Source organism: Nocardioides sp. S5 (assembly GCF_017310035.1).
GTDB lineage: Bacteria > Actinomycetota > Actinomycetes > Propionibacteriales > Nocardioidaceae > Nocardioides.
Window position 1 is genome coordinate 3,268,453 of record NZ_CP022296.1, and the last position, 13,206, is coordinate 3,281,658.

A 13,206-nucleotide genomic window follows, 5' to 3' on the forward strand; every position below is an offset into this window, starting at 1 on the left:
GGGACGTGCCGGGGGGGAGGCTCAGCCCAGCTTCTCCAGGATCAGCTCGCGCACCCGGCCGGCGTCGGCCTGCCCGCGCATCTCCTTCATCACCGCACCGATGAGCGCTCCGGCGGCGGCGTGCTTCCCGTCGCGGATCTTGTCGGCGACGTCGGGGTTGGCCGCGATCGCGTTGTCGACCGCTGCGCCCAGCGCCCCGTCGTCGGAGACCACGGCCAGACCGCGCTTCTCGACGACCTCGTCGGGAGTGCCCTCACCGGCCAGCACGCCCTCGAAGACCTGGCGAGCGAGCTTGTCGTTGACGACCTTCTCGTCGACCAGCGCCTGGATGCGGGCGACCTGGGCGGGGGTGATGGGGAGGTCGACGATGTCGACCCCGTCCTCGTTGCTGCGACGGGCCAGCTCGCCGAGCCACCACTTGCGGGCGGCCTGCGGGGCCGCGCCCTCGGCGATGGTCTGCTCGACCAGCCCGAGCGCACCGGCGCCGACGGTGTCGCGCATCTCCATGTCGCTGAAGCCCCACTCGGCCTGCAGCCGGGCCCGACGGGCGGTCGGGTTCTCCGGCAGCGTGCCGCGCAGCTCCTCGACCCACTCCCGGCTGGGGGCGACCGGCACGAGGTCGGGCTCGGGGAAGTAGCGGTAGTCCTCCGCGTCGGACTTCTCGCGCCCGCTCGTGGTGATCCCGGTGTCCTCGTGCCAGTGGCGGGTCTCCTGCAGGATCGTGCCGCCCCCGCTGAGGATCGCGCCGTGGCGCTGCATCTCGTAGCGCACGGCCCGCTCGACGGACCGGAACGAGTTGACGTTCTTGGTCTCGGTGCGGGTGCCGAGGGTTCCGCTGCCCCTGGGCGCCAGAGACAGGTTGACGTCGGCTCGCAGGTTCCCCTGGTCCATCCGGGCCTCGGAGACGCCGAGCGCCACGATCAGCTCACGGAGCTGGGCGACGTACGCCTTGGCGACCTCGGGTGCGCGCTCGCCCGCACCCATGATCGGGCGGGTGACGATCTCGATGAGCGGGATCCCGGCGCGGTTGTAGTCCACGAGGGAGTAGTCAGCGCCGTGGATGCGGCCGGTGGAGCCGCCGACGTGCAGCGACTTGCCGGTGTCCTCCTCCATGTGGGCGCGCTCGATCTCGACGCGGAACGTCTCGGTCTCCCCGTCGTCGTTCTGCAGGTCGACGTCCATCCAGCCGTCGAAGCAGATCGGCTCGTCGTACTGCGAGGTCTGGAAGTTCTTCGGCATGTCCGGGTAGAAGTAGTTCTTCCGCGCGAAGCGGCACCACTCGGCGATGTCGCAGTGCAGTGCGAGGCCGATCCGGATCGCCGACTCGACGGCCTTGGCGTTGACCACCGGCATCGCGCCCGGCAGGCCCAGGCAGGTCGGGCACACACCCGCGTTGGGCTCACCGCCGAACGTCGCCGGGCAGCCGCAGAACATCTTCGAGGCGGTGTTGAGCTCGACGTGGACCTCCAGACCCAGCGCCGGGTCGTACGCCGCCAGCACGTCGTCGAAGGACATCAGGTTCTCGGTCATCGCACAACCTCCTTCGTGTCGGGCTTCGTGTCGAGGGCGGGCGCCCGGTCGAGCAGGGGTCCGCCCCACCTGTCGGTCAGCAGCTTCTCCAGCGCGGCGCCGACGCGGTAGACGCGGTCGTCGGCGAGTGCCGGGGCGAGCACCTGGAAGCCCGCGGGGAGCGGCTCCTCGTCGACGAGCCCGCTGGGCACCGAGATGCCCGGAACGCCGGCGAGGTTGGCGGGGATGGTGGCGAGGTCGTTGAGGTACATCGCCATCGGGTCGTCGAGCTTCTCCCCGATCCGGAAGGCCGCGGTGGGCGCGGTCGGCGAGACCAGCACGTCGACCTGCGCGAAGGCGGCGTCGAAGTCGCGGCTGATCAGCGTGCGGATCTTCTGCGCCTGGCCGTAGTAGGCGTCGTAGTAGCCGCTGGACAGCGCGTAGGTGCCGAGGATGATGCGGCGCTTGACCTCGTCGCCGAAGCCGGCGTCGCGGGTCGCGCGCATGACCTCCTCGGCGCTGGGGTTGCCCTCGGGGGTGACCCGCAGGCCGAAGCGCATCGCGTCGAACTTCGCGAGGTTGCTCGACGCCTCGGCCGGGAGGATGAGGTAGTAGGCCGCGAGCGCGTGCACGAAGGACGGGCACGAGACCTCGACGACCTCGGCGCCGGCCTGCACGAGGAGCTCGACCGACTCGTTGAAGCGGTTCATCACCCCGTCCTGCCAGCCGTCGCCGGCGAGCTCGGTGATGACGCCGACCTTGACCCCGGTCATGTCGCCCGTGGCGCCGTGCCGCGCGGCCTCGGTGAAGGAGGGCCACTCGGTCTTGATCGAGGTGGAGTCGCGCAGGTCGTGCCCGCCGATGACGTCGTGGAGCATCGCGGCGTCGAGGACGGTCCGGGTGACCGGACCGGCCTGGTCGAGGCTGTTGGCCAGTGCGACGAGGCCGTAGCGCGAGACGCCGCCGTAGGTCGGCTTCACGCCGACGGTGCCGGTCACGGCGCCCGGCTGGCGGATCGAGCCGCCGGTGTCGGTGCCGATGGCCAGAGGGGCCTCGAAGGCGGCGACGGCAGCGGCGGAGCCGCCGCCGGACCCGCCGGGGATGCGGTCGAGGTCCCACGGGTTGCGGGTGGGACCGTAGGCGGAGTGCTCGGTGGAGGAGCCCATCGCGAACTCGTCCATGTTGGTCTTGCCGAGGATCGGCAGGCCCGCGGCGCGCAGGCGCTCGACGACGGTCGCGTCGTAGGGCGGGATCCAGCCCTCGAGGATCTTCGAGCCGCAGGTGGTCGGCAGGCCGCGGGTGGCCAGCACGTCCTTGACCGCGATCGGTACGCCGTCGAGGGGCCCGCGGGCCTCGCCGCGCTCACGACGCTCGTCCGAGGCAGCGGCCTGGAGCAGCGCGCCCTCACGGTCGACGTGGAGGAAGGCGTGCACCGCGCCGTCGACGGCGTCGATGCGGTCGAGGTGCGCCTCGGTCAGCTCGACCGAGGTCACGGTGCCGGCGCCGAGCTCGTCGACGAGCTCCGCCGCGGTCGACCGGGTCCTGTCGTGGGTGCTCATCAGGCCTCCTCGCCCAGGATCCGCGGGACCGAGAAGCGCTGCTCCTCCACCGCCGGTGCGCCGGACAGCGCCTCCTCGGCGCTGAGGCCGGGCACGACGACGTCCTCGCGGAAGACGTTGGTCAGCGGGATCGCGTGCGAGGTGGGCGGCACGTCGTCCCCGGCGACCCCGTTGATGGAGGCGACGGACTCGAGGATGACGCTCAGCTGGGGCGCCAGGTGGTCGAGCTCGGCGTCGGAGAGGTCGATGCGGGCGAGGGTGGCCAGGTGGGCCACCTCCTCGCGAGTGATCTCGGGCATGGGGCCAATCCTAGGGAGGTTCGCGGCGCGGCTCCGCCCGGGTCTCCTGCGGGGACCCGGGCGGAGTCGGCGTACGCCGCTCCGGTGCGGTGACGCGGCACCGGCGGCTCAGCAGCTGGAGCGCTTCTCGGCCGACTTGCAGGTGTCGTTGCCGCCGCGACCGCGGACGATGTCGAAGCCGTTGCCGCCCTCGAGGCGGTCGGGCTCGTCGGAGCCGGTCAGCACGTCGGCGCCGCCGCGGCCGTAGATCATCGCGCGGTAGTCGGGGTGCGCGGTGATGACCTCGGACTCGTTGCTGCCCTTGAAGACCGACAGCGCCCGCGCCGGCAGGATCACGTCGCTGAAGCCGTTGATGACTCCCTCGATCGTGTAGGGGAGGTCGCGGATGGTGGTCTTCCTCACCTGGTCGATGCGCACCGTGGGCTTGATCGCGAGGTTCGAGTTGGGCAGCAGGCGCAGCTTGTCCTGGCCGCCGTAGCCCTTGGCGACGAAGCCGGACTCCCCCGGGATCGGGAAGGTGATCGTGTCGAGCCCGCTCCCGCCGCGCATCACCTGGCGCAGCTGGGAGGCGGACGTGAGGGTGTCGTTGCCGCTGCCGCCGACGAACTGGTCGTTGCCCAGCGTGCCGCTGAGGTCGTCGTCGCCGGCGTCACCGTAGAGGCGGTCGTTGCCGGTGGCCCCGGAGGCGTCCGCCGCGATGGTGTCGTCCCCACCGCGTCCGAAGACCGTGTCGTCGCCGCCGCGGACGAAGATCGCGTCGTCGGAGTTGGTGCCCTTGATCGTGTCGCCCAGCGCGGTGCCGACGACGCGTACACCGTCGTCGTAGCCGGTGACGGTGTCGTTTCCGTCGGCGGCCACCGGGACGGTGCCGGCAGCCCGGAAGTCGACCACGACCGGGGCAGGAGCCTGGGCGTAGGACACCCCGTCGAGGACCACGCGGGTGCCGTCGGAGGCGGCTCGCGGGTCGTAACCGAGGTCGATGGTGTCGTCGCCGGCGCCGCCGGTGATCGTGTCGCCCTTCTTCAGCACCCGGCCGAACTGGTCGATGCGCAGCGAGTCGGTCTCGCCGAAGAGGCGGTCGTCGCCGTCGCCCCCGGCGACCGTGTCCGCGCCGTCGCCCGCGCAGATCACGTCGTTGCCCCCGATGCCGCGGATGGTGTCGTTGCCTCCGCGGGCGACGATCACGTCGCGCCGCGCCGTACCGGTGAGGACGTTGGCCTTGTTGTTGCCCACGATGGTCGCCCTGAGGCCACCGCAGCTGACGGCCGCCGCCTGTGCGGTCGGGACGACCGCGAGCGGTGCGGCGAGGCCGGCCGTGGCGACGAGGGCCGGGACGAGTGATCGGACGATGCGCATGCTGACTCCCAGGGTTCGGATCGTTCAGGGCCTCCTGACCGCAAACGGTGCGTCCCAAACCTCGCCCGGTCCCCGGATCCGGGTCCGGGGGTCACTCCAGGCCCGCGGGCCCCTTCTCCAGCAGGACCGTGAACTGCTCCTCGTCGAGCACCGGGACCCCGAGCTGCTCGGCCTTGTCGGCCTTGGACCCGGCGTTCTCGCCCACCACGACGTAGTCGGTCTTCTTCGAGACCGACCCTGCTGCCTTGCCACCGCGGCTGATGATCGCTTCCTTGACCGAGTCGCGCGTGAACTGCTGGAGCGAGCCGGTGGCGACGACGGTCAGGCCCTCGAGCGTGCGGGGCACGGACTCGTCGCGCTGGTCGGCCATCGAGACACCCGCAGCGGCCCAGGCGTCGACGATCGCGTTGTGCCACTCGGCGTTGTCGCCGACCTCCTCGGACTCGGCGTCACCGACGCTCGCCCCGTGGAACCACTCGCGCACCGATGCCGCGATGGTCGGTCCGACACCGTCGGTGGCGGCCAACGCCTCCTCCGAGGCCTCGCGGATCGCGGTCATCGAGCCGAACTCGGTGGCCAGCGCCCGGGCCGCCGTCGGCCCGACGTGGCGGATCGAGAGCGCCACCAGCACCCGCCACAGCGGCACCGCGGCCCTGCGCTCGCGGAGGTTGGCCAGCAGGCGTGCGCCGTTGGCCGACAGCTGCGGCCCCTCCTCGCCCTTCTTCGGCGCCCGGGTGAAGAGCGGCGCCCTGAGCAGGGCCGCCTCGTCGAGGTCGAACAGGTCGCCCTCGTTCGTGATCACGCCGGCGTCGAGCAGCGCGACCGCCGCCTCGTAGCCGAGGCCCTCGATGTCGAAGGCACCCCGCCCGGCGACGTGGAAGACCCGCTCGCGCACCTGGGCGGGGCACTTCTCGTGGTTGGGGCAGCGGAGGTCCTTGTCGCCCTCCTTCTGCTGTGCCAGCGGCGTGCGGCACGCAGGGCACCTCGTGGGCATCCGCCACGGCCTGAGCCCCTTCGGGCGCAGTGCCAGCACCGGTCCGAGGATCTCGGGGATCACGTCGCCGGCCTTGCGCAGGATGACGGTGTCGCCGGGGCGCACGTCCTTGCGCTTGACCTCGTGGGCGTTGTGGAGGGTGGCGTTCTCGACGGTGGAGCCCGCCACCTTCGTGGGCTCCATGACGCCGTAGGGGGTGACGCGCCCGGTGCGGCCGACGTTGACCTCGATCGACCTGAGGAGCGTGTTGACCTCCTCGGGCGGGTACTTGAAGGCGATCGCCCATCGCGGCGCGCGGCTGGTGGAACCGAGCCTCCGCTGCAGCGAGACGTCGTCGACCTTCACGACCAGGCCGTCGATCTCGTGCCCGACGATGGTGTGGCGGTGCTCGCCGACGTGGGTGATGAACTCCTCCACCTCCGCCAGCGTGGACACCACCCGGACCTGCTCCGAGGTCGGCAGCCCCCACGCCTGCAGGGCGTCGTACGCCGCGCTCTGCGCCGTCGGCTCGAAGCCCTCGCGCGCGCCGATGCCGTGGCAGACCATGCCGAGGTCGCGCGTCGCGGTCACGCGCGGGTCCTTCTGGCGCAGGGATCCGGCGGCGGCGTTGCGGGGGTTGGCGAACATCGGCTTGCCAGCCTCGACCATTGCGGCGTTGAGCCGCTCGAAGGCGTCGATGGGCAGGAAGACCTCTCCCCTGACCTCGACGAGCGCGGGCACGGGGTGCTCGTCGCTGCCGGAGAGGCGGTGCGGAACCGAGGCGATCGTCTTGACGTTGGGCGTCACGTCCTCCCCCGTACGCCCGTCGCCGCGGGTGAGCGCGCGCACGAGGCGGCCCTGCTCGTAGAGGAGGTTGATCGCCAGGCCGTCGACCTTGAGCTCGCACAGCAGGGCCGGGGCGTCGATGCCCTCGCGGAGGATGCGGGCGTGCCACGCGCCGAGCTCGTCGAAGGAGAAGGCGTTGTCGAGGGACTCCATGCGCTGGAGGTGGTCGACCGCGGTGAACTCCGTCGAGACCGCTCCCCCGACCTTCTGGGTCGGCGAGTCGGGGGTGCGCAGCTCGGGGTAGTCGTCCTCGAGCGCCTCGAGCTCACGCAGGCGCGCGTCGAAGTCGGCGTCGGACAGCGTCGGGTCGTCGAGGACGTAGTAGCGCCAGCGGGCGTCGTCGACCTGCTCGCTGAGCTCGCGGTGGCGCTCCAGCGCCTCGGGAGGAGCAGAGGCGACAGCGGCGTCGCGGGCGGCTGCGTCGGACGTGCTCATGGGCACAGTCTGCCCGTCGCCACCGACATCCGGGACGAGGCTCGGACCGTGCGGGTCCGGCCGTGGTCTGGACCGGACGTAACTGCCACGTTCCATCGGGAATGGACGGGGCGACAGCGCGGTTGGAGCGAAACGGAACCGTTCCGTTTCATCCAACACTGCCCGGAGGTCCGCGTGACCCCAGTCGAGACCGGCACCCGCCCCCGCGTGGCGGGCGAGCGCGAGATGGAGATCCTCGAGGCGACCCTCGAGGTGCTCGACGAGGTCGGCTACGACCTGTTGACCATGGACGCGGTCGCCGCCCGGGCGAAGGCGTCGAAGGCCACGCTCTACCGCCGGTGGAAGGGCAAGCCCGAGCTCGTCGTGGCCGCGATCATGGCCCACAAGGGCGAGACCGTCGTGCCCGACACCGGGAGCCTGCGTGGCGACCTGCTCGCCGCCTACTGCGGCAGCGGGGGCCTCAACGACCCGCTCGCGAAGTCCGTGCTGTCCGCGGTCGTGATCGCGATGGGCCGCGACCCGGAGTTCGCCGAGGTCTACCGGCGCGACTTCATCGGCCCCAAGATCGCGGTCTCCCGCGCGATCTACGACCGCGCCCGCGCTCGTGGCGAGGTCCACCCGGACGTCGACCTCGACGTCCTCGCCCCGGCGCTGGCGGGCATCGTCCTGCACCGGGCGTTCCTGCTCGGCGAGGCGGTGACCCCCGACCTGGTGGAACGGATCCTCGACCAGGTCGTCCTTCCCGCCGCACTCCACGGCCCGGCGTCCGCGCCCCGCCCCACTGTCTGACCCCTCTGCTGCACTCGTACCCGACCCGCTCCGAAGGACTCCCCATGACCGACCTCGCTCCCGTTGCCGACGAGGTGACTCCCGAGCAGCACAAGCGCCTGCGCTGGGCGCTCGTGCTCATCTCGCTCGCCCAGCTGATGGTGGTGCTCGACTCCACCATCGCCAACATCGCGCTCCCCTTCATCGGCGCCGACCTCGACATCGACCAGGCCAACCTGTCGTGGATCGTCACCGGCTACGCCCTCACCTTCGGCGGCTTCCTGCTGCTCGGCGGGCGCCTGGCCGACCTCTACGGCCGCCGCCGGATCTTCATCGTCGGCGTCCTGGTCTTCGCCGTCGCCTCGCTCATCGGCGGCTTCGCCTACAACGAGGTCATGCTGCTCTCCGCGCGAGCCCTGCAGGGCATCGGCGCCGCCATGGCCTCCCCCGCCGCGCTCGCCCTGATCACCACGACGTTCCCCGCCGGCCGCGAGCGCAACCGCGCCTTCGCCGTGTACGCCGCCATGGCGGGCGTCGGCGCCGCCGTCGGCCTGATCCTGGGTGGCTGGCTGACCGGCCTCGACCCGATCCTCGGCCTCGAGGGCTGGCGCTACACCTTCCTCATCGTCGTGCCGATCGGCCTGGCCGCCGCCTTCTTCGCGCCGCGCTTCTTCGACGAGTCCGAGCCGCACACCGGCTGGCTGGACGTCCCGGGCGCCATCACCGGCACGGGCGGCCTGCTCGCCATCGTCTACGGCCTCTCGCGTGCCGGCGACGAGCGCTACGGCTGGGACGACACCACCACCATCGCCAGCCTCGTCGTGGGAGTCGCGCTGCTCGGGCTCTTCCTCCTGGTCGAGTCCCGCGTCCAGCACCCGCTCATGCCGTTCCGGATCTTCCGGAGCAAGAACCGTGCCGCCGCGTTCGCCGTGATGATGATCGTCCCGGCCGCGATGTTCGCGATGTTCTTCTTCCTCTCGCTCTTCATCCAGCTCGTGGTCGGCTACAGCCCGCTCCAGACGGGCGTGGCGTTCCTGCCGTTCTCGATCGCGATGATCATCTCGGCGACGACAGCCTCCAAGCTGATCGGCTTCGTCGACCCGCGCTACCTCTCCGGCGTCGGCACCCTCCTCTCGGGCGCCGCCCTCTACGGCTTCAGCCGGATCACCGTCCCCGAGGACCCGTCCTCGATCCTCGCGTCGATGCCGACCGCCCTGGGCGGACAGGGCGTGGCCCTGGGAGACGGCGTCAACTACTGGACCCAGATCCTGCCGTTCATCGTGCTGATGGCCTTCGGCATGGGGCTCAACTTCGTGCCGCTGACCCTGGTCGCGGTGCACCACCTCCGTGCCCAGGACACCGGCATCGGCTCCGGCGTGCTCAACACGATGCAGCAGGTCGGCGGTGCGCTCGGCCTGGCGACCCTGAGCACGGTGTCGCTGCACTTCGCCCAGACCCGCGCCGACGACATCGCACCGTCGATCGCCGCGGCCGCGCCGGACCTCGACCCCGCCGCGCTCGGCCAGCTGGCCTCGCTGGGCGCGTTCACCGAGGGCGCGACGATGGCCTTCTTCGTCGGCGCCCTGATGATGCTCGCCGCCTCGGCGATCGTGTGGCTGTTCCTCGACGTCAAGCACGAGGAGCTCGCCACCGAGGCTGCCCCCGAGGGCGTCGGCGTCCACTGAGCAGTGCTCGGCCCGCCCATCCGAACCCGCCACCGCACCGAAGGAGAGTCGTGACCGACCCGCACCTGACGACGTACGACGCCCACGAACGCGCCCGCGCGATGATCCTGGTCCTCCACGGCGGGAAGCCGCGCTCGGCGCAGACGATCGACGGGCGCAGCGCGTCGTGGCGCCGGGCGCTGTGGCTGCAGCGCGAGATCGCCGACCGGGCGCACGAGGCGGGCGCGGGCGTGTGGCTGGTGCGCTACCGCCAGCGGGGGTGGAACGGCGGCGTCGACCGGGCGGCCGACGCCCGCTGGGCCCTCGACGCGGTGCGCGATGCGCACGGCGAGGTCCCGATCGTGCTGCTGGGCCACTCGATGGGTGCGCGGGTCGCCGTGCACGTCGCCGACGACCCGTCCGTGGTGGGCGTCGTCGGCCTGGCCCCGTGGTGGTCGGCGGAGGACCCGGTCGACACGCTCGCGGGGCGCACGCTCCGGGCCGCCCACGGCCGTCGCGACCGCATCACGTCCTTCCGCGAGACCGCCCGCTACGTCGAGCGGGCGCGGGCCGTGGCCGACGCGGCTGACCTGCACGACATGGGCGCCCTCGGGCACTACATGCTCACCGGCTCACGCCGGTGGCACGACTGGGCGATCGGGGCCTCGCTCGAGGTGCTCGGCAGCCACGTCACTTCCTCCGAGCACTGAGGCACGTCCGGGACGGCCGTCGCCCGTCCCGTCAGGCTCGTCGGCCGGTCAGAGGTTGCGGGCGACTGTCGCCGAGAGGCGCACCGCACGCGCAGCCCAGGCGGGCGTCGCGCCCGCGAGCCCGCAGGTCGGGCTGACGACGAGCCGCTCCCGCACCACCTCCGGGTCGAGGCCGAGCATGTCGAGCCAACGCTGGACCCGCTCGGTGATCCGGGCGTCCGACGGGTCGGCGGACGGCTCGGTCGAGGGCACCACGCCCAGCACAGCCGTACGCCCCGACTCGAGGACCTCCGCGAAGGTGTCGAGGTCGCCCGCGCCGAGCATGTCGAGGTCGGCCGACAGCCCGCTCACTCCGGTGCCGGCGACCAGCGACCACGGCACCTGCGGCGCGCAGGAGTGCACCCAGGCCTCGGCGCCGGCAGCGGTGATCGCGGAGACGACCCACTCCAGGTGCGCCGATGCCTCGGGGAGGTCGACCTTGCGGTGGCGGCCGAACCCGCTGGCGGTGGGGACCTGGGCATTGACGACCGCGGCCAGGGCTGGTTCGTCGACCTGCACGACCCAGCGCTCGACGCCGCGCAGGCGCCGGCGCAGGTCGGCGAGGTGCTCGCCGATGCCCTCGGCCAGCGCCTGGGCGAGCTCGCGGCGGGCGCCGTGGTCGCTGAGCACCTTGTCGCCGCGCGGCTTCTCGACGGTGGCCGCGAGCGTCCACGGCCCGGCCACCTGCGTCTTGAAGGCGCCGACGTAGTCCTGCGCGAGCTCCTCGACGGTGTCGAGGTCCTGGGCCAGCAGGGAGCGAGCGCGTCGGTGGTCGGCGCCGCTGGCGTCGGTCAGCCGCCAGCCGGCGGGCTGGAGGTCGGCCGCCAGGCCGGCGACCACGGCGAGGCCGCGACCAGTCATCTGGGCGCCCACCCCACGGCCCGGCAGCTCCGGCACGTGCGGGAGGTCGGGGAGCTCCCCGAGCACGAGGCGCGTCGCCTCGGCGAAGTCGTCGTCGGTCGTGCCGGGCACGGACCCGATGCCGGTCGCGGTGCTCATGCCTCACCTGCCTCGACCAGCAGCCGCGCCCCGGCGCCGTCGACGGAGCGGGTCGAGGCGCTGACCAGCGCTACCCCGACGCCGTGGTCGCGGTCGATCCCGACGAACGACCGGAAGCCGCCCGTCCCGCCGTTGTGCCAGGTCACGGTCCGGCGCAGCATCGGTCCGGTGAGCCAGCCCGCCCCGATCCGCATCGTGCCCACGAACGGGGCGGTGGGTTCGAGGGCGTCGGCACCCGCGACCGTCCGGTCGAGCATCGCGCGCAGCAGCACCGCCAGGTCCGCGGCCGACGCGCGGACGCCGCCGGCGGGAGCGATCGCGTCGTTGGCCCACGGCTCGACCTCGCGGCCTGCGCGGTTGCGGGGTGCGACCGCACCGGGGCGGAGCTGGTGGGGCGCGAGCGGGACGTAGGTGTCGACCAGGCCGAGCGGCTCGGCGATCCGCTGCGCGACGAGGTCGGGGTAGGGCGTCGCGGCAGCGGACGCGACCGCGTGCCCGAGCAGCTGGAACCCGAGGTTGGAGTAGGCCGGCCCGGGCTTGCCGGGCTCCACGCCGTCGAGGTGTGCCAGGAGGCCGCTGAGGTCCTCGCGGTAGGGGTTGCGCCCCGAGCGCCAGAGCGCCCACGTGCGACGGAGCACGTCGCCGCCGGCCAGCCGGGGCAGCCCGGAGGTATGGGTGGCGAGCGCGGACAGCCGGACGTCCGCCAGTGCCGGCGGGACGGCGAGGTGCTCGCCCAGGCGTGCGTCCTCGGCGAGGGTGCCGCGGGCGACGGCGTCGCGCCACAGGAACCCGGTCACGCCCTTGGAGACCGACCCGAGCTCCACGTCGTCGTGGACGTCCGCACCGACCGCGTCGACCTCGGCGCCGCCAGGGGTGACCCGCGCGACGACGTACGTCGTGTGCTTCGGCCCGAGCAGCTCGCCGGCCTTCTCACCGAGGGTGCTCACGTGTGGACCCCGACGGGGCGGGTCGCAGCGATGGTGGCCGAACCGACGACCCGGGTGCCGTCGTAGATCACCACGGCCTGTCCGGGGGCGATGCCCTCGGCGGGGTCGAGCAGGTCGACGACGACGTGGTCCCCCTCGACGACGACCACCGCACGGTGCTCCGCGCCGTGGGCGCGCAGCTGCACGGTCCCCTCGACACGCTCGGGCACCGTCCCGCACCACCGCGGCCGGATGCCCTCGACGCGGTCGACCGCGAGCTGTTCGCGCGGTCCGACGGTCACGGTGGCGCTGACCGGCTCGATGTCCAGCACGAAGCGGGGCTTGCCGTCCGGGGCGGGGGTGCCCAGGCGCAGCCCTCGGCGCTGTCCGATGGTGAAGCCGTAGGTGCCGGTGTGCGTGCCCACCGTCTCCCCGGTGGTGGCGTCGACGATGTCGCCGCCGTGGTTGGGCGCGCGATCGCCGAGCTTCTCGCGCAGCCAGCCGGCGTTGTCGCCGTCGGCGACGAAGCAGATGTCGTGGGAGTCGGGCTTGTCGGCCACGAGCAGCCCGCGCCGTGCGGCCTCCTCGCGCACCAGGGGCTTGGGGGTGTCCCCCAGCGGGAACAGGGAGTGCCGCAGCTGCTGCTGGTCGAGCACGCCGAGGACGTAGGACTGGTCCTTGCCGTGGTCGGTGGCCCGGTGCATCTCGACCAGGCCGTCGGCGCCGGTGCGCAGCTGGGCGTAGTGGCCGGTCGCCACCGCGTCGAAGCCCAGCGCCAGGGCCCGGTCCAGCACCGCGGCGAACTTGATCTTCTCGTTGCACCGCAGGCAGGGGTTGGGCGTGCGGCCGGCGGCGTACTCGTCCATGAAGTCCTCCACGACGTCCTCGTGGAACCGCTCGGACAGGTCCCAGACGTAGAACGGGATGCCGATGACGTCGGCCGCGCGGCGCGCGTCGTTGCTGTCCTCGATGGTGCAGCAGCCACGGGCGCCGGAGCGGTACGACGCGGGGTTGCGGCTCAGCGCCAGGTGCACGCCGGTGACGTCGTGACCGGCCTCGACGGCGCGCGCTGCGGCGACGGCGGAGTCCACCCCGCCGGACATGGCGGCGACGACCCTCATCG

The 13,206-nt window shown here is 72.6% G+C and carries 11 protein-coding genes; 3 read left to right on the forward strand and 8 right to left on the reverse strand.

From position 1 onward, the window contains the following. Window positions 1–21: 21 nt before the first annotated feature. From gatB to ligA, 5 genes are all read right to left on the reverse strand, one after another. Window positions 22–1,530, reverse strand: coding sequence for an Asp-tRNA(Asn)/Glu-tRNA(Gln) amidotransferase subunit GatB (gatB, locus tag CFI00_RS16185; RefSeq protein ID WP_207082098.1), 1,509 nt, complete (start codon window positions 1,528–1,530; stop codon window positions 22–24). After that, entirely contained in the window at window positions 1,527–3,068 is a 1,542-nt protein-coding gene (gene gatA, locus CFI00_RS16190) for an Asp-tRNA(Asn)/Glu-tRNA(Gln) amidotransferase subunit GatA (RefSeq protein WP_207082099.1), read from the reverse strand. The genes gatB and gatA overlap by 4 nt, the downstream gene beginning before the upstream one ends. Beyond that, a complete protein-coding gene (gene gatC / locus CFI00_RS16195; protein ID WP_207082100.1) occupies window positions 3,068–3,367 on the reverse strand; it encodes an Asp-tRNA(Asn)/Glu-tRNA(Gln) amidotransferase subunit GatC in 300 nt (99 codons plus the stop codon). The genes gatA and gatC overlap by 1 nt, the downstream gene beginning before the upstream one ends. Before the next feature lie 108 nt (window positions 3,368–3,475). After that, window positions 3,476–4,723 carry a calcium-binding protein gene (locus CFI00_RS16200; protein WP_207082101.1) on the reverse strand — a complete coding sequence of 416 codons (1,248 nt, stop codon included), beginning with the start codon at window positions 4,721–4,723 and terminating at the stop codon, window positions 3,476–3,478. 91 nt (window positions 4,724–4,814) lie between these two features. Further along, window positions 4,815–6,977 (reverse strand): NAD-dependent DNA ligase LigA, encoded by a 2,163-nt coding sequence (gene ligA / locus CFI00_RS16205; RefSeq protein WP_207082102.1) that lies wholly within the window; start codon window positions 6,975–6,977, stop codon window positions 4,815–4,817. Between the two features lie 174 nt (window positions 6,978–7,151). Here ligA and CFI00_RS16210 point away from each other — a divergent pair, with 174 nt between their 5' ends. Genes CFI00_RS16210 through CFI00_RS16220 form a run of 3 tightly spaced genes read left to right on the forward strand, consistent with a single transcriptional unit; the run spans window position 7,152 to window position 10,119 of the window. Next, window positions 7,152–7,766, forward strand: coding sequence for a TetR/AcrR family transcriptional regulator (locus tag CFI00_RS16210; RefSeq protein WP_242532441.1), 615 nt, complete (start codon window positions 7,152–7,154; stop codon window positions 7,764–7,766). A 44-nt stretch (window positions 7,767–7,810) separates the two neighbouring features. Next, window positions 7,811–9,430: an MFS transporter gene (locus tag CFI00_RS16215; RefSeq protein ID WP_207082103.1), complete on the forward strand. Its 1,620-nt coding sequence runs from the start codon at window positions 7,811–7,813 to the stop codon at window positions 9,428–9,430. Between the two features lie 50 nt (window positions 9,431–9,480). Continuing rightward, window positions 9,481–10,119: an alpha/beta fold hydrolase gene (locus tag CFI00_RS16220; protein WP_207082104.1), complete on the forward strand. Its 639-nt coding sequence runs from the start codon at window positions 9,481–9,483 to the stop codon at window positions 10,117–10,119. Between the two features lie 48 nt (window positions 10,120–10,167). On the opposite strand, the gene CFI00_RS16225 is transcribed toward CFI00_RS16220, so the two are convergent. The 3 genes from CFI00_RS16225 to mnmA are packed head-to-tail and all read right to left on the reverse strand — an operon-like array spanning window position 10,168 to window position 13,204. Next, window positions 10,168–11,157 carry a methionine synthase gene (locus CFI00_RS16225; RefSeq protein WP_207082105.1) on the reverse strand — a complete coding sequence of 330 codons (990 nt, stop codon included), beginning with the start codon at window positions 11,155–11,157 and terminating at the stop codon, window positions 10,168–10,170. After that, window positions 11,154–12,104 carry a serine hydrolase domain-containing protein gene (locus CFI00_RS16230; protein WP_207082106.1) on the reverse strand — a complete coding sequence of 317 codons (951 nt, stop codon included), beginning with the start codon at window positions 12,102–12,104 and terminating at the stop codon, window positions 11,154–11,156. Before CFI00_RS16230 ends, CFI00_RS16225 begins: the two co-directional genes overlap by 4 nt. Continuing rightward, window positions 12,101–13,204, reverse strand: a complete 1,104-nt coding sequence (gene mnmA, locus CFI00_RS16235; protein ID WP_207082107.1) for a tRNA 2-thiouridine(34) synthase MnmA — start codon at window positions 13,202–13,204, stop codon at window positions 12,101–12,103. The genes CFI00_RS16230 and mnmA overlap by 4 nt, the downstream gene beginning before the upstream one ends. Window positions 13,205–13,206: the final 2 nt, after the last annotated feature.

What these genes read in the sequence shown, in the direction of transcription:
- gatB (WP_207082098.1), bottom strand. Translation starts at nt 1,530, where the DNA reads ATGACCGAGAACCTGATGTCCTTCGACGACGTGCTGGCGGCGTACGAC.
- gatA (WP_207082099.1), bottom strand. Translation starts at nt 3,068, where the DNA reads ATGAGCACCCACGACAGGACCCGGTCGACCGCGGCGGAGCTCGTCGAC.
- gatC (WP_207082100.1), bottom strand. Translation starts at nt 3,367, where the DNA reads ATGCCCGAGATCACTCGCGAGGAGGTGGCCCACCTGGCCACCCTCGCC.
- CFI00_RS16200 (WP_207082101.1), bottom strand. Translation starts at nt 4,723, where the DNA reads ATGCGCATCGTCCGATCACTCGTCCCGGCCCTCGTCGCCACGGCCGGC.
- ligA (WP_207082102.1), bottom strand. Translation starts at nt 6,977, where the DNA reads ATGAGCACGTCCGACGCAGCCGCCCGCGACGCCGCTGTCGCCTCTGCT.
- CFI00_RS16215 (WP_207082103.1), top strand. Translation starts at nt 7,811, where the DNA reads ATGACCGACCTCGCTCCCGTTGCCGACGAGGTGACTCCCGAGCAGCAC.
- CFI00_RS16225 (WP_207082105.1), bottom strand. Translation starts at nt 11,157, where the DNA reads ATGAGCACCGCGACCGGCATCGGGTCCGTGCCCGGCACGACCGACGAC.
- mnmA (WP_207082107.1), bottom strand. Translation starts at nt 13,204, where the DNA reads ATGAGGGTCGTCGCCGCCATGTCCGGCGGGGTGGACTCCGCCGTCGCC.